Here is a 14,350-nt window from a genome sequence, read left to right as displayed (position 1 = left end):
GGCATCTACTGCTTCTTGCGGAAGGCGTCGAGCGACACGACGGATCCCGGCTTCTTCTCGTCACCCTCGGCGGGTTTTGCCGCCGGCGGTTCCTCGCCTTTTTCGGGTGCGACCGGATAGGCGGTGATTTCGGCCGCGGGAACTTCCTCGCCGTCTGTCAGCGGCACGTCGAATTCAAGTTCGAAATTGACCGAAGGGTCATAGAATCCACGGATGGCATTGAAGGGGATGACCAGCTTTTCGGGCACGTCGGAGAAGGAAAGGCCGATCTCGAACAGCGATTCGGTGATCTTCAGATCCCAGAACTGGTGCTGGATCACGATGGTCATCTGCTCCGGATACTTGGATTTCAGATGCTGCGAGATGCGGACGCCGGGTGCACCGGTCAGAAACGTAATGAAGAAATGATGGTCGCCGGGCAAGCGGCCCGTCGTTGCGACTTCGGACAAGACCTTGCGGATCACGCCACGCAGCGCGTCCTGTGCCAGAATGTCGTAGCGGATGTGGTCCTGCCCCATACTTTTCCTGTCTTTCTTTGGTTCGGAAGTCTTTTCACAAGGGTATATGCCATGTCCGGCGGCCTTGGGAAAGGCTAAGTGTCCGAGTCAGCTTCACAAACAATACATGATTTGGGCGGCAGGGAGAAGGTGAAGGCTTCTGTTGCCAGGTGCCTTCGGACCCCGCCTTAAGGTGCTAACCAAAAGGACTTAGAGCGGAATTCCCGCACCGCCGTTAGGCAGCGAGAGCATATTCCTTAGCGTTGTTGTCGTTTGCAACTACACTTGTGACCCGATAACGGCGGTATCATGCCGAGCAAAAAGTCGATCTTTACACCCTTGTCGATCCTGTTTCGCCCCCATCAAAAGCAGTCGTGAACCGGCTGTTTTTGGTGGAGGCGCCGGGTACCGCCCCCGGGTCCAATAGGTTTATTACACCGCTCATTTATCGCCATAGCCGGTCCGAAAACCGGCAAGGCTGATATAGTGTTTTCCGAAGCGCATGGAAAGGGGATACGTCACAAAACCGTTGCAGGCAGCATGAGAATTGCCGGGATAAGCCTCCGCACAGTTGGTTTCAGCGGCAGAAGCGCCTAAATTGGGAAACGGAATCGGCCGCGACCATGTGATCGCACACGGGGAGACACGGATGCAGCGTCATCCTGAATATCAATATCTAGACATCATGTCCCATCTGCTGGAGAAGGGCGATCGGCGGATGGATCGCACCGGCGAGGGCACGCTTTCGACGTTCGGCGCGATGATGCGCTTCGATCTTTCGGACGGCAGCTTCCCGGCGTTTACGACCAAGAAGGTCTTCTGGAAGACGGCGGTGAAGGAGATGCTCTGGTTTCTGACCGGGCAGACGAACATCCAGTCGCTGCTCAAGGAAAACGTCAAGATATGGACGGACTGGCCGCTTGCTGCTTACCGCAAGGCGACGGGCGAGGAGATATCCCAGGACCGGTTCGAAAAGCGCGTTCTCGAAGACGACGCTTTCGCGGCGAAATGGGGCGATCTCGGACCGGTCTACGGCAAGCAGTGGAGGCGGTGGCTTGACCGGAACGGGGTTGAACACGATCAGATCGGCGCGCTCGTCCATAGCCTCAAGACCAATCCGACGAGCCGGCGCATGCTGTTCCACGCCTGGAATGTGGGCGAGATTGATCAGATGGCGCTTCCTCCGTGCCATATGACCTATCAGTTTCACGTTTCCGGACTGCAGCGCGGCAGCGGCCGGCCGCAGCTTTCCATGCTCGTGAACCAGCGCTCCTGCGATATTTTCCTTGGCGCGCCTTTCAATATATGCCAGCAGGCAGCATTGCTTGCTATGGTCGCCCAGCAGGTGCAGATGGATCGGGGTGAACTCATCTGGGTCGGAGGCGATACGCATCTCTACCTGAACCACCTCGATCAGGCCAAAGAGCAGCTTGCGCGCAAGCCCATGCCCTTTCCCAAGCTGGTGCTGACGCGCGAGCCCGACGAGATCGACGGTTATCGGATCGACGATTTCGAGGTCGTAGGATATCAGTCGCACGATCGGATCGATGCCCCGGTCGCCGTCTGACGGACGATTGTCCTAGCGGACCGAGCGCTTTCCGTTGCAATCGGCAAGTGCTTGCTGACTTCCGTGAAGCTCGTTCATGACTTTCGCGAGCCGGCCTGCCTCCTGCTCGTCCAGCCCGTCGAGGATCTGTCCGCCGAACGACGCAGGCGACTCCGTGACGTGGTCCCAGACGATCCATTGGTTCATCGGGTCGCAGATCACGTCAAATCGAGGCATCGCATTCATCATTCACATCAGCCTTCCGTCATCTTTCCGGATTAGGCCGACAGCCGTTAACAGACGCTTTCCGAACCGACCGAGCATGCGTTCCTTGCGTTTCACGGGGATGATCGGAAAGCCCATAAAATGCCAGGCGAATGCCGTGCCCAGGCCTGTCGTTACCGGAGAACCGGCCTTGCCGCCTGTGACAACCCACGCGAAAAGCCCCGCCGCCATGGCGACGATGACGAGGTCGATGCGGCTCGGCCGATTGTTTTGCGCAGATCTGTTTCCCATAAAACTCAACTTAACGTAGCATTTTCTGGAGTAAAATTGAAACGTACGGCGTGGTTTACGAATTGCTTATGCTGCGTTGCGATATCTCGCATTCGGACGTGCCCGCAGGCGTGGACGGGATTTTATCGAGCCTCTCTTGCTTGTTGGCCGGCCCGGCGGTAGATCCGGCGGGCCAAGCCGTCCCTTCAACCTCAGGAAGTTCATGTCCGACATCAGAAAGACCATCGTCGTTGCCGTGGCCGAAAATGGCGTCATCGGACGCGACGGCGATATGCCCTGGCGGCTTTCGACCGATCTCAAGCGCTTCAAGGCAATGACGCTCGGCAAGCCGCTCGTGGTCGGGCGCAAGACATATGAGAGTTTTGGCAAGCCGCTGCCCGGGCGCCCGCATGTGGTGATTTCCCGGCACGCGACGATCGAGCAATCGGATGTGACAATGGCGCGTTCTTTTCCCGAGGCGATCGGGATTGCCGAAAGGCTGGCGCGCGAGACTGGCCAGACCGAGATCATCATCGCCGGCGGCGGAGAAATCTATGCGCAGGCAATGGCGCTTGCAGACCGGATGTGCGTCACGCATGTGCAAACCCATGTTGCGGGCGACACATCCTTCCCTTCGATCGACCCTGCCGCCTGGATGGTAATTGAAGAAATCGATGTACCGGCAGGGGAAAAGGACAATTATCCGACGCGCTTCGTCGTCTATGAGCGCCGCAGCGCCTGAAAACGAAATATTTATCAATAAATATCGCCAAGTTCTTCATGCCGCGTTGAAAGCAGCTGCGGCGATACCTATAACGGTCACAATCGCTTAAAGCCTGCCGCCCCCGCGGGCACGATGCGATTGGGAGTTTAACGAACAACGAGGTTTTGATGCCCTGGAGCAATCAGAATGGCGGCGGCGGCCCATGGGGCGGCGGCGGCGGTAATAATCAGGGACCGTGGGGGCAGGGGCCGAACCGCCCGCGCGGCGGCCGGGGCGGGCCGCCCGATCTGGAAGATATCATCCGACGCGGCCAGGATCAGCTCCGCAACATCGTACCCGGCGGTTTCAACGGCGGCGTGGCAGTGATTATTGCCGCGGTTCTTGTCGTCTTCTGGCTTTTCCAATGCATCTACATCGTCCAGCCGGACGAGCGTGGTGTCGAGCTTCGCTTTGGCCAGCCGAAGGAAGAGATTTCGACGCCGGGGCTGCATTTCCACCTCTGGCCGATGGAAACCGTCGAGATCGTCAAGGTGACGGTGCAGCAGCAGAATATCGGTTCGACGTCGGCATCGTCTTCGACAGGTCTCATGCTGTCGGGCGACCAGAACATCCTGAACGTCGAGTTCTCGGTCTTCTTCACCGTCATCGATCCCAAGGCCTATCTCTTCAACGTCGAAAACCCGGCCGAAACGCTGCAGCAGGTGGCTGAAAGCGCCATGCGCGAAATCATTGGCCGGCGCCCGGCGCAGGATGCCTTCCGCAACAACCGCCAGCCGATCGAAACGGAGGTTGCCGCCATCGTGCAGGGCACGATGGACCGTTACAATGCGGGCATGGCGGTAACCGCGGTCACCATTCAGGACGTGGCGCCGCCGCGCGATGTCGCCGATGCCTTCGAAGAGGTGCAGCGCGCCGAACAGGACAAGCAACGCCTCGTCGAAGAAGCGAACCAGTATGCCAACCAGAAGCTCGGCCAGGCACGAGGCGACGCGGCCCAGATTCGCGAAGCAGCGGCTGCCTACAAGGACCGTGTCGTCAAGGAAGCGGACGGTGAGGCGCAGCGGTTCACTGCCATCAACGAAGAATATTCGAAGGCTCCCGAAGTGACCCGCAAGCGCCTGTTCCTCGAGACGATGGAACAGGTGCTGAAGAATTCCAAGAAGGTCGTGATCGATGAGAAGCAGGGGATCGTTCCCTACCTGCCGCTCAACGAGATCGGCAAACCGGCACAGCAGGGAGGTTGAGCCATGACATCGAACAGACTTCCCGTTATCATCATCCTGCTCGCCGTTGTGCTTGTCATCGCTTATTCCTCGGTCTTCGTGGTCAATGCGCGCGAGCAGGCAATCGTCGTGCGCTTCGGCCAGATCCAGTCGGTGAAGACGGAGCCGGGCATCTACTTCAAGCTGCCGCTCGCCTTCATGGATGCCGATCGCGTCCAGATCGTCGAGAAGCAGGCGCTGCGCTTCGACCTTGACAATATTCGCGTCCAGGTTCGCGGCGGTTCGACGTTCGACGTCGATGCTTTCGTGATCTACGACATCAAGGACGTGCGCAAGTTCCGCGAGACGGTATCGGGCGACCGCGAGGCCGCCGAAGCGCGCCTTCGCACCCAGCTCGATTCGTCGCTCCGCCGTGTCTACGGTCTGCGCGACTTTGATGCCGCCCTTTCGGACGAGCGCGTGGCGATGATGCTCGAAGTGCGCGACGACCTGCATGGCGACGCCGAAAATCTCGGCATCAATATCCAGGACGTGCGTATCCGCCGGACCGACCTGACTCAGCAGGTGGCGCCGCAGACTTATGGCCGCATGCGGGCCGAGCGTCTCGCCGAGGCCGAGCTGCTGCGCGCGCAAGGCACCGAAGAGGGCCAGCGGCGCCGGGCTATCGCCGATCGCCAGGTGGTCGAGTTCACGGCGGAAGCCCAGCGCGATGCGGAAATCATCCGCGGTCAGGGCGATGCCGAGCGCAACCGCATCTTCGCAGACTCCTTCAGCAAGGATCCGTCGTTCTTCGAGTTCTACCGCTCGATGGCGGCCTATTCCTCCGCGCTGTCGTCCCAGGATACGACGCTGGTGCTGTCGCCGAATACGGAATTCTTCCGGTATTTCGACAATTCCAAGGGCACGACGCCTCCGGCTCCACCTCAAGCCCCGGCACCTGCGGTCCCATCAAACTGACGCATCCGGATGCAGGATTTCCTGACAGGAATCGCTTTCTTTCTCATCATCGAGGGGCTGGTCTACGCACTGGCCCCTCGTTTTCTTGTCGAGATGGCCCGGCTGCTTCCGACGGTTCCGGAGCGCCAGCTACGCATCTTCGGACTTGGCGCCGTCGTGCTCGGTGTCGTGCTTGTCTGGTTCGTCAGACGCTGACGCAGATTGCACGGGATTTCGCGAAAAGGTGATTTCACGCTCCATCATTCCGCCCTATGTTGATGGTCAGACTGCCGCTTTGACCGCATAAGAGGAAGCTTGATGGCCCCCACGACACGCCCGACCTTCAGACGATCGCTCGCTCTCCTGGCCGGTGTTGCACTTCTGGCAAATATTGGTCTGACCGGCGCTGCTGAAGCGCAGAGCACGCCTCCGTTGAATGGTCCGGCCTCTGTTGCCGATCTTGCTGAAGGGCTTCTCGATGCGGTGGTGAACATCTCCACCTCGCAGAACATCAAGGGCGATGAAGGTGCCGGCCCGGCGCCGCGCGCACCGGACGGCTCGCCGTTCCAGGAATTCTTCAACGACTTCTTCAATAAGCAGCAGGGCGGCCAGGGCGGCAACCACAATGTCAGCTCGCTCGGCTCCGGCTTCGTCATCGATCCATCGGGTTATATCGTCACCAACAACCACGTGATCGAGGGCGCAGACGACATCGAGGTCAATTTTGCCAATGGCACCAAGCTGAAAGCCAAGCTCATCGGAACGGACACGAAGACCGATCTTTCGGTACTGAAGGTCGAACCGAGGACGCCGCTGACGGCCGTGAAGTTTGGTGATTCTAGCGACATGCGCATCGGCGACTGGGTGATGGCGATCGGCAATCCGTTTGGTTTCGGCGGGTCGGTGACTGTCGGCATCATTTCCGGCCGCGGCCGCAATATCAACGCAGGCCCGTACGACAACTTCATCCAGACCGATGCGGCGATCAACAAGGGCAATTCCGGCGGTCCGCTCTTCAACATGAAGGGCGAGGTGATCGGTATCAACACGGCCATCATTTCGCCGAGCGGCGGCTCGATCGGTATCGGCTTTTCGGTGCCTTCGGAGCTTGCTGCGGGAGTGGTCAACCAGCTTCGCGAATTCGGAGAAACGCGCCGCGGCTGGCTCGGCGTGCGCATCCAGCCGGTCACCGACGACGTGGCCGACAGCCTGGGTCTCGATACCGCCAAGGGTGCGCTCGTCGCCGGTGTCATCAAGGGCGGGCCGGTCGACAACGGTTCGATCAAGGCGGGCGACGTCATCCTGAAATTCGACGGCAAGCCAGTCAATGAGATGCGCGACCTACCGCGTGTCGTGGCCGAAAGCCCAGTCGGCAAGGAAGTGGACGTCGTGGTGCTGCGTGACGGCAAGGAGCAGACTGTCAAGGTGACGCTCGGTCGTCTGGAGGACAGCGATCAGGCCGCTTCCAACGACGCTGATACCTCTCCGGATGGTGTGATCAATCCTGATCCGGAGGAGAACGACGACATGGACGAGCCGAATCCCGATCAGGATCAGGTCCAGCCGGCACCCGACGGCAAGGGCCAGACCGATCAGCAGGCGCCGGTGACGCCCGATGCCAGGACGCCGAAGGATGTGCTCGGCCTCTCGCTGTCGCAGCTCAGCCCCGAGATCCGCAAGACCTTCGGCATTGCGGAAAGCGTGGACGGCGTCGTGGTGACCGAGGTGGCACCCGGCTCGGCCGCCGCCGAAAAGGGCCTGAAGGCCGGCGACGTGATCGTCGAGGTCGCCCAGGAATTCATGAAGTCGCCGGATGCCGTGGCTGCGAAGGTGCAGTCGTTGAAGCAGGAAGGCCGCCGCAACGCGCAGCTGATGATCGCCTCGGCAAACGGCGATCTGCGGTTCATCGCAGTGCCAATGGAATAACAAAACGCGGAATGGCTGATCCTTTCAGGAACTGGTGAACCGCTCCGCACCGATGTCTGCGCCAGTGACGACGATACGACAACAGCACGACATTCTCCTGTCTCTGTCGCGCATGGGTAATCGGTGTCAGCCGATCGTTCGTTCCCATTGCTGACGGCTGATCGCATAGAGCACGTGGCGTTTCAGATGCGGATGCGTGTCGGGAATTCGGGGATGATCGAAATCGCGGTCCGGATCGTGGTGTAGGCCAAGTCGGCGCATGACTGCGGTGGAACGATGATTGTCCGCTACCGCAAAAGAGACGATTTCGGGAGGATTGAACTGAGTGAAACCATGGCGAAGTGATGCTTCTCCCGCTTCCGTCACATATCCCTTGCCCCAATGCCGTTTGGCAAGACGCCAGCCGATTTCGATGGTGCCTGCCGGGAGGAACGGTTCGAGTTCGGGCCTCCAGAGGCCGCAAAAGCCGATCGGCTCATCGGTTTCTTTCAGTGCCATGGCATAAAAACCAAGCCCGTCCGTGGCGATGGCATTGCGGATATTATCCAGCATCGAATCTGCTTCGGCGCGGTCGCGGCGAAAGGCGAAGAATTCCATCACTTCAGGATCGGAATTGATCTCGTGGAAAAGCGGCCGGTCCGCATCTGTCCAATTGCGCAAAAGCAGGCGGTCCGTCGTCGCGATCACTGTCATGGCGTCACAAAATCCGTCTTCCGGTAACCCTGGATATAAAGCAGGGCGGTTAGATCGCCGTGGTTGATGCGCATTTTCGCTTCGGCGGCGACGGTGGGTTTGGCGTGCAGGGCGACGCCGGAGCCGGCGAGGTGGATCATGCCGAGATCGTTGGCGCCGTCGCCGACGGCGATTGCTTCTTCGGTGGAGATACCGAGCCTTGCGGAAATTTCGCTGAGTGCATCCACCTTCGCCTGCTTGCCGAGGATCGGCTCGGCCACGAAGCCGGAGAGCAAGGCTCCCTCTTCAAGAAGAATGTTGGCGCGGTTTTCGTCGAAGCCCAGAGTTGCGGCGATCCGGCTGGTGAAGACGGTGAAGCCGCCGGAGACGAGGGCGGTATAATAGCCCTTCGATTTCATCGTGGCGATCAATTCCGGGCCGCCGGGCGTCAGCGTGATGCGCTTGGCGATAACCTCGTCGATAACTGAAACCGGCAGGCCTTTCAGGAGTGCAACGCGTTCGCGCAGTGCGGGTTCGAAAGCGATCTCGCCGTTCATGGCGCGGGCGGTGATCGCGGCGACCTTGTCCTTAAGGCCGACTTCGGCTGCGAGCTCGTCAATGCACTCCTGCCCGATCATCGTCGAATCCATGTCGGCGATCAGCAGTTTCTTGCGGCGCGTATCGGCCTCCTGGACGACCAGATCGATCGGTGCGCTGGCGATGGCCGCGAGGATATTCGCCTCCGCCGCTTGCGGATCGGTGCCGTCGCGAAGGGCGATATCGCAGGCGATGCCGTCTGCCAGCCAGTAGAGCCCGGATGCCGTCACGGTTTCGGCGGCCTGTTCGGCAAGCCTCGGCGTGAGAACGGGATTTGACGGATTGGCAACAAGCGTGGCAACGAGAGCCATATGGAAAACCTTCTGAGCGCAACAAGTGCGATCCTGATAACCGGGCCGACCGCCAGCGGCAAGTCCGCGCTTGCCGTGGAACTGGCGAAACGCCACGGCGGCGCTGTCATCAACGCCGACAGCATGCAGGTCTACGGCACGCTGCGCATCCTGACGGCGCGGCCGTCCGAGGCGGAGATGCAGGGCGTGCCACATCATCTGTACGGCCATGTGCCAGCAGGCGCTGCCTATTCGACGGGGACCTGGTTGCGGGATGTCACGGCATTGCTGCCCAGTCTGCGTGCCAAGGGACAGTTGCCGGTGTTCGTCGGCGGGACGGGGCTTTATTTCAAGGCGCTGACAGGCGGCCTGTCGGATATGCCGGCGATACCGGAAAACATCCGCAACCGGCTACGGGCGCGCCTGCTGAATGACGGCGCGGAAACGCTGCATGCCGAACTCGCCAAGCTCGATCCGGCCGCTGCCGGCAGTCTCAGCATCCAGGACGGGCAACGCATCGTGCGTGCCTTGGAGGTGGTGGAGGCAACGGGGCAATCGATCCTGCGCTTCCAAGGGCAGGCGGGGCCGCTGATCGTCGATCCGGCGCGTGCGGAAAAGATCATCGTCCTGCCGGAACGCGCCGTGCTCCACCAGCGCATCAACGGGCGCTTCGAGAAAATGCTGGAGCAGGGTGCGGAAGATGAAGTCAAGTCGCTGCTGGCACTCGGCCTTTCATCGGAAAGGCCGGCGATGAAGGCGATCGGCGTTTCGCAGATTGCAGCCATGCTGAAGGGCGAGATGACGCGCAGCCAAGTGATCGAGAAGGGTGCTGCCGCGACACGGCAATATGCCAAGCGGCAGATGACCTGGTTTCGCAATCAGATGGACGAGAGCTGGAAGCGCCTGACATCGCCGCAGCCGTGATCAGGGCGTAAGCTTCAAGTCGGTCAGCTGGTTATCATCATTGCGAACGGAAACCATCGGCCAGGAGATGTCATGAACAATTTTCTCGCAAAGACGCTTGCTTCCATCAATGCCCTGATTGCAATCGTCATTCTGGCCTTCTTCACGCTGTCCGGCGCAACCGCCGCCTCGGCTCAAGGCGGGTCCGGAATGTTCGTGATCGGAGCGATTTTCGGCGCGATCGCCGGCATCGTGGTCGCCGCCCTGGTCTGCGGAACGATCGCCTTTCTGACGCTGATAGAGCGCCACCTGAGTGTCATTGCCGCTGCAGCCAGGCAATCTGAGGGGCAATGAGGCCTCAATCCTTGTTATGGAGGCTCCTGAGCGGCTTCTTGAGAATGCTCTCGCGGAGCGACATGCCGGGTTCGCGGTGCGGGCTGGCAGCCGGGTCTTGAGAGAACACCGGCCGCTGGGACGTTGTCTCCTCGCGGCGCATCTCTCGCCGGAGAGCTTCCAGGCGGCTATCCAAAGATGTCTGCGCCGGTGCGGTTTGCGGCTCGCGCGGCGCATGGCTGCGCGGCAGCATGTCCGGCCTGTAGGAAACGGTCGGCGCCAGCGGCGGCGCAGAGACGGATGCCGGATAGGGAGCATCCTCCGACGGCTCTTCGTCGTCGAACAGCATGTCGCTCTGCGCGGCACTGTAGCTTTGCTGGAAAGACGAAATATCCGGCCCGCCGCTGACGGCGCGCATGCGCGTCACGATCTTGCGCAGATCGACCGTATCGGGATCCTCGTCGGAATGTTTGGCGGTCGCCCCGTTCGCCTTCGGCAGCAGATGCTGCTCGACGCGCGAAAAACGCATGCGCATCGGCACGCTGATCGCCTCGCCGAAGGCGATCGCTTCGCCGTTGCCGATCGAGGAAATGAAGCTCGTCGTCGAGATCGACGAATTCGGGATTGCCGAGCGGATGATGTCCTGGTCGCGATCGTTGGCAAGGCGCATGGCAAACAGCGTTGAGCACTGTGAGAGGATCGTCTGGTCGAGTTCGCCGGGGCGCTGCGTGATGATGCCGAGCGAGACGCCGTACTTGCGGCCTTCCTTGGCGATGCGGGCGATGGCTTGGCGCGTCGGGATGAAGCCGAGGTTCGGATCGGCCGGAACATAGCGGTGCGCTTCTTCGCAGACGACGAGCATATGGACAGCGCCGTCGCTCCAGAGCCCGATTTCGAAGGCCATGCGGCACAGGACGGAGGCGACCGAATTCACCACTTCCGACGGGATACCGGAAAGCTGGAACGTGCAGATCGGCCGGTCGTCGCCAGGAATGCGGAATATCTGCGCCACGGTGTCCATGATCGTGTCGCTGATCGTGTTGTTGGAGAACATGAAGTGGTAGCGCGGATCGTTGATCGCCGCGATGATGCGCATCTTCAACGAGCGCAGGAAGGGCTTCTCGGCGCGGCCTTCGAGACGGCCGATGCGCTCGTCGATAAGCGCCAGCAGGTCGGCCATGCGGTAGGGGACCGGCGTGTCGGCGGTGATCGAGCTCTTCTCGGTGGTGCGGCGGACCAGAGAATTGTCGCTGCCGCGAAAGGCGCGCTTGGCGTCCGGCATGATGTCACGAAGCATGTCGAGTTCCTCAGGCACTGGCGCGCGGCCGCGGAAGACGACTTCTGCGAATTCTTCAAGCCGCATCAGCCAGAAGGGCAGGTCGAGCGTGTCGGTATCGATGACGACCGAATGCTTCGGGAAAGCGGCGGCGAATTCGTTGTGCGGATCGAGGATCAGGACGCGCAACTTCGGATCGGCTTCGATCGCCTTGTGCAAAAGCAGCGAGACGGCCGTGGATTTGCCGACGCCCGTGGAGCCGACGATGGCGAAATGCTTGGAAAGCATCGAGGGGATGTGGATCGCCGCATCGATGCTTTCGTCCTGGGTGAGGTTGCCGATGACCGCCGTCGTCCCGGTGCCTGCGTCGTAGATGCGCATCAGATCGGCGGCCCGGATGCGGTGCGCAATGGCGCCGAGATGGGGATAGCGTGAGATGCCGGTCGAGAATTCCTCGCGGCCATTTTCCTCGACGCGGACTTCGCCGAGCAGCTCGGTCTCGATCCTGAAATAGTTGTCCTCTCCCTCGCCCCAGGCATGCGTGCCGGTGTTCATGGCGTAAACGAGGGCGACGACGCGGTTTCGGCCGACGCTGATCGAAATCAGGCGGCCGACGGACCAGAGTTCGGTGAGATCGGTGCCGCCGGCCTCTGCGACGGCGGCGATGGTCGCGCGTGAGCCGCTGCACGCGACGACGCGGCCGAGGAAGCGATTCCCGGGGGTTAGGTTGTCGCGGCGATCCTGCTCGCTGGCTTTGCCTGACGTTTGCAAGTCGTTGTTGAGCAACGGCCTACTCCCTGCGTTAGCAGGCGATCATATGATTTATCCTTTAACAAAACCCTTCGGGCCTCTTGTTTTTTAGCGGGATAACCGGCGCTACATCCTTTAGCGCGCGCCGATTTTTTATTTCGGGAAGCGTTGACGCTGTGAAATTTTCTGTCTATCAATTGCGCCCATGAAAATAGCAGCAGCTCTTATTGTGGTGGGAAAGCGCATGGGCAGGATGGTGTAACCATCCGGCGATAGCCACCCATGCGCTAGTTGACAGGCTCCCTCTGGGGCCTTTTTTTATGCCTGAAATCCAGGCTTCCGCACCGAAGACCTCAATTCCAGCAGTCAAAACGGAACAGAAAACATGACGGGCACGGACAACCAGACACCAGACACTCGCATGACAGGCGCGGAGATCGTTCTGCGGGCGCTGAAGGACAACGGTGTCGAACATCTCTTCGGCTATCCGGGCGGTGCGGTGCTGCCGATCTATGACGAGATATTCCAGCAGGAGGAGATCAAGCATATCCTCGTCCGCCACGAGCAGGGCGCCGGCCATGCGGCCGAAGGCTATGCCCGCTCCACCGGCAAGGTCGGCGTCATGCTGGTCACCTCCGGTCCGGGTGCAACCAATGCCGTCACGCCGCTGCAGGACGCGCTGATGGACTCCATTCCGCTGGTCTGCCTCACTGGCCAGGTACCGACCTCGCTCATCGGTTCCGATGCCTTCCAGGAATGCGATACCGTCGGCATCACACGCCCCTGCACCAAGCACAACTGGCTGGTCAAGGACGTCAACGAGCTCGCTGCCATCATCCATGAAGCCTTCCGTATCGCGCAGTCCGGCCGTCCCGGCCCGGTCGTCGTCGATATTCCAAAGGACATCCAGTTCGCGACCGGCACCTATACGCCGCCGGCCGATCATGCGATCCAAAAGAGCTATCAGCCGAAACTCCAGGGCGATCTCAATCAGATTCATGCGGCAATCGAGCTGATGGCCAGGGCGCGTCGTCCGGTCATTTATTCCGGCGGCGGCGTCGTCAATTCCGGTCCGGAAGCCTGCAAGCTGCTGCGCGAGCTGGTCGAACTCACTGACTTCCCGATTACCTCGACGCTGATGGGGCTCGGCGCCTATCCGGCCTCCGGCAAGAACTGGCTGAAGATGCTCGGCATGCACGGTTCCTACGAGGCCAACATGGCGATGCACGATTGCGACGTCATGGTCTGCATTGGCGCCCGCTTCGACGACCGCATTACCGGCCGCATCAATGCCTTCTCGCCGAATTCCAAGAAGATCCACATCGACATCGACCCGTCCTCGATCAACAAGAATGTTCGCGTCGACATCCCGATCCGCGGCGATGTCGCCCACGTTCTGGAAGACATGGTTCGCCTCTGGCGTGCTCTGCCGAAGAGGCCGGAGAAGGGCCAGCTTTCCGACTGGTGGACGAATATCGCCCGCTGGCGTGCGCGCAACTCCTTCGCCTACACGAAGAGCAACGACGTCATCATGCCGCAATATGCGCTTGAGCGGCTGTACGAATTGACGAAGGACCGCGATACCTACATCACGACCGAAGTCGGCCAGCATCAGATGTGGGCGGCGCAGTTCTTCGGTTTCGAACAGCCGAACCGCTGGATGACTTCAGGCGGCCTTGGCACGATGGGTTACGGCCTGCCGGCAGCGCTCGGCGTGCAGATCGCCCATCCTGATAGCCTCGTCATCGATATTGCCGGCGATGCTTCGATCCAGATGTGCATCCAGGAAATGTCGGCGGCGATCCAGCACAATGCGCCCATCAAGATCTTCATCATGAACAACCAGTACATGGGCATGGTCCGCCAGTGGCAGCAGCTGCTGCATGGCAACCGGCTATCCAATTCCTATACGGAGGCGATGCCGGATTTCGTGAAGCTGGCGGAAGCCTATGGCGCCGTCGGCCTGCGCTGCGAAAAGCCGGATGATCTCGACGGTACGATCCAGGAGATGATCGACGTGAAGAGGCCGGTCATCCTCGATTGCCGCGTTGCCAATCTCGCCAACTGCTTCCCGATGATCCCATCGGGCAAGGCGCATAACGAGATGCTGCTGCCGGACGAAGCCACGGACGAAGCGGTCGCCAATGCGATCGACGCCAAGGGCCGTCAGCTCGTTTGATAT

The 14,350-nt window shown here is 60.5% G+C and carries 15 protein-coding genes and 1 other RNA gene; 9 read left to right on the top strand and 7 right to left on the bottom strand.

The genetic code is table 11. The features are described from left to right. Positions 1-5: 5 nt before the first annotated feature. Together ISN39_RS10505 and ssrA are read right to left on the bottom strand one after the other, a co-directional pair. Positions 6-518 carry an SspB family protein gene (locus tag ISN39_RS10505; RefSeq protein WP_074068899.1) on the bottom strand — a complete coding sequence of 171 codons (513 nt, stop codon included), beginning with the start codon at positions 516-518 and terminating at the stop codon, positions 6-8. 128 nt (positions 519-646) lie between these two features. Continuing rightward, positions 647-1,010: a transfer-messenger RNA gene (ssrA, locus tag ISN39_RS10500) on the bottom strand. Between the two features lie 136 nt (positions 1,011-1,146). On the opposite strand from ssrA, the gene ISN39_RS10495 reads away from it, so the two are divergent. Next, positions 1,147-2,064 (top strand): thymidylate synthase, encoded by a 918-nt coding sequence (locus ISN39_RS10495; RefSeq protein ID WP_194730006.1) that lies wholly within the window; start codon positions 1,147-1,149, stop codon positions 2,062-2,064. Between the two features lie 12 nt (positions 2,065-2,076). Here the strand turns inward: ISN39_RS10495 and ISN39_RS10490 are convergent, their stop codons facing one another. Further along, entirely contained in the window at positions 2,077-2,292 is a 216-nt protein-coding gene (locus ISN39_RS10490; RefSeq protein ID WP_074068897.1) for a hypothetical protein, read from the bottom strand. Further along, positions 2,293-2,559, bottom strand: coding sequence for a hypothetical protein (locus ISN39_RS10485; protein WP_194730005.1), 267 nt, complete (start codon positions 2,557-2,559; stop codon positions 2,293-2,295). 202 nt (positions 2,560-2,761) lie between these two features. On the opposite strand from ISN39_RS10485, the gene ISN39_RS10480 reads away from it, so the two are divergent. The 5 genes from ISN39_RS10480 to ISN39_RS10460 all read left to right on the top strand — a co-directional run bounded on the left by ISN39_RS10480 (position 2,762) and on the right by ISN39_RS10460 (position 7,347). Further along, positions 2,762-3,280 carry a dihydrofolate reductase gene (locus ISN39_RS10480; protein ID WP_074068895.1) on the top strand — a complete coding sequence of 173 codons (519 nt, stop codon included), beginning with the start codon at positions 2,762-2,764 and terminating at the stop codon, positions 3,278-3,280. Positions 3,281-3,429: 149 nt separating this feature from the next. Beyond that, positions 3,430-4,506 (top strand): FtsH protease activity modulator HflK, encoded by a 1,077-nt coding sequence (gene hflK / locus ISN39_RS10475; protein WP_039845307.1) that lies wholly within the window; start codon positions 3,430-3,432, stop codon positions 4,504-4,506. 3 nt (positions 4,507-4,509) lie between these two features. Further along, complete coding sequence (locus ISN39_RS10470) at positions 4,510-5,442, top strand: protease modulator HflC (protein WP_194730004.1); 933 nt, start codon at positions 4,510-4,512, stop codon at positions 5,440-5,442. A gap of 9 nt (positions 5,443-5,451) precedes the next feature. Next, complete coding sequence (locus ISN39_RS10465; protein WP_022714421.1) at positions 5,452-5,637, top strand: DUF2065 domain-containing protein; 186 nt, start codon at positions 5,452-5,454, stop codon at positions 5,635-5,637. 102 nt (positions 5,638-5,739) lie between these two features. Continuing rightward, the gene (locus ISN39_RS10460) at positions 5,740-7,347 is read left to right on the top strand and encodes a DegQ family serine endoprotease (RefSeq protein ID WP_074068893.1); all 1,608 of its coding nucleotides are present in this window, start codon (positions 5,740-5,742) and stop codon (positions 7,345-7,347) included. 126 nt (positions 7,348-7,473) lie between these two features. On the opposite strand, the gene ISN39_RS10455 is transcribed toward ISN39_RS10460, so the two are convergent. Both ISN39_RS10455 and serB read right to left on the bottom strand, forming a co-directional pair. Beyond that, entirely contained in the window at positions 7,474-8,040 is a 567-nt protein-coding gene (locus tag ISN39_RS10455; RefSeq protein ID WP_194730003.1) for a GNAT family N-acetyltransferase, read from the bottom strand. Then, positions 8,037-8,927, bottom strand: coding sequence for a phosphoserine phosphatase SerB (gene serB / locus ISN39_RS10450; RefSeq protein ID WP_074068891.1), 891 nt, complete (start codon positions 8,925-8,927; stop codon positions 8,037-8,039). The genes ISN39_RS10455 and serB overlap by 4 nt, the downstream gene beginning before the upstream one ends. Here serB and miaA point away from each other — a divergent pair, their 5' ends adjacent. After that, positions 8,928-9,830: a tRNA (adenosine(37)-N6)-dimethylallyltransferase MiaA gene (gene miaA, locus ISN39_RS10445; protein WP_194730002.1), complete on the top strand. Its 903-nt coding sequence runs from the start codon at positions 8,928-8,930 to the stop codon at positions 9,828-9,830. A gap of 72 nt (positions 9,831-9,902) precedes the next feature. Beyond that, entirely contained in the window at positions 9,903-10,163 is a 261-nt protein-coding gene (locus ISN39_RS10440) for a hypothetical protein (protein ID WP_039845299.1), read from the top strand. Between the two features lie 4 nt (positions 10,164-10,167). On the opposite strand, the gene ISN39_RS10435 is transcribed toward ISN39_RS10440, so the two are convergent. Then, positions 10,168-12,204: an ATP-binding protein gene (locus tag ISN39_RS10435; RefSeq protein WP_194730001.1), complete on the bottom strand. Its 2,037-nt coding sequence runs from the start codon at positions 12,202-12,204 to the stop codon at positions 10,168-10,170. A 349-nt stretch (positions 12,205-12,553) separates the two neighbouring features. Between ISN39_RS10435 and ISN39_RS10430 the strand changes: the two genes are divergently transcribed. Continuing rightward, the gene (locus ISN39_RS10430) at positions 12,554-14,347 is read left to right on the top strand and encodes an acetolactate synthase 3 large subunit (RefSeq protein WP_194730000.1); all 1,794 of its coding nucleotides are present in this window, start codon (positions 12,554-12,556) and stop codon (positions 14,345-14,347) included. The last annotated feature ends 3 nt before the right edge of the window (positions 14,348-14,350 follow it).

It is taken from the genome of Rhizobium sp. 007, from assembly GCF_015353075.1.
Taxonomy (GTDB): Bacteria; Pseudomonadota; Alphaproteobacteria; order Rhizobiales; family Rhizobiaceae; genus Rhizobium.
Note: the sequence above shows the minus strand (reverse complement) of the source record. Positions and strands in the feature narration are given on the sequence as shown.

Excerpts from the sequence above, each read along its gene's own strand:
- ISN39_RS10465 (WP_022714421.1), top strand. The coding sequence starts at position 5,452 with ATGCAGGATTTCCTGACAGGAATCGCTTTCTTTCTCATCATCGAGGGG.
- ISN39_RS10505 (WP_074068899.1), bottom strand. The coding sequence starts at position 518 with ATGGGGCAGGACCACATCCGCTACGACATTCTGGCACAGGACGCGCTG.
- ISN39_RS10440 (WP_039845299.1), top strand. The coding sequence starts at position 9,903 with ATGAACAATTTTCTCGCAAAGACGCTTGCTTCCATCAATGCCCTGATT.
- ISN39_RS10485 (WP_194730005.1), bottom strand. The coding sequence starts at position 2,559 with ATGGGAAACAGATCTGCGCAAAACAATCGGCCGAGCCGCATCGACCTC.
- ISN39_RS10470 (WP_194730004.1), top strand. The coding sequence starts at position 4,510 with ATGACATCGAACAGACTTCCCGTTATCATCATCCTGCTCGCCGTTGTG.
- serB (WP_074068891.1), bottom strand. The coding sequence starts at position 8,927 with ATGGCTCTCGTTGCCACGCTTGTTGCCAATCCGTCAAATCCCGTTCTC.
- miaA (WP_194730002.1), top strand. The coding sequence starts at position 8,928 with ATGGAAAACCTTCTGAGCGCAACAAGTGCGATCCTGATAACCGGGCCG.
- ISN39_RS10455 (WP_194730003.1), bottom strand. The coding sequence starts at position 8,040 with ATGACAGTGATCGCGACGACGGACCGCCTGCTTTTGCGCAATTGGACA.
- ISN39_RS10490 (WP_074068897.1), bottom strand. The coding sequence starts at position 2,292 with ATGATGAATGCGATGCCTCGATTTGACGTGATCTGCGACCCGATGAAC.
- hflK (WP_039845307.1), top strand. The coding sequence starts at position 3,430 with ATGCCCTGGAGCAATCAGAATGGCGGCGGCGGCCCATGGGGCGGCGGC.
- ISN39_RS10430 (WP_194730000.1), top strand. The coding sequence starts at position 12,554 with ATGACGGGCACGGACAACCAGACACCAGACACTCGCATGACAGGCGCG.
- ISN39_RS10480 (WP_074068895.1), top strand. The coding sequence starts at position 2,762 with ATGTCCGACATCAGAAAGACCATCGTCGTTGCCGTGGCCGAAAATGGC.
- ISN39_RS10495 (WP_194730006.1), top strand. The coding sequence starts at position 1,147 with ATGCAGCGTCATCCTGAATATCAATATCTAGACATCATGTCCCATCTG.
- ISN39_RS10460 (WP_074068893.1), top strand. The coding sequence starts at position 5,740 with ATGGCCCCCACGACACGCCCGACCTTCAGACGATCGCTCGCTCTCCTG.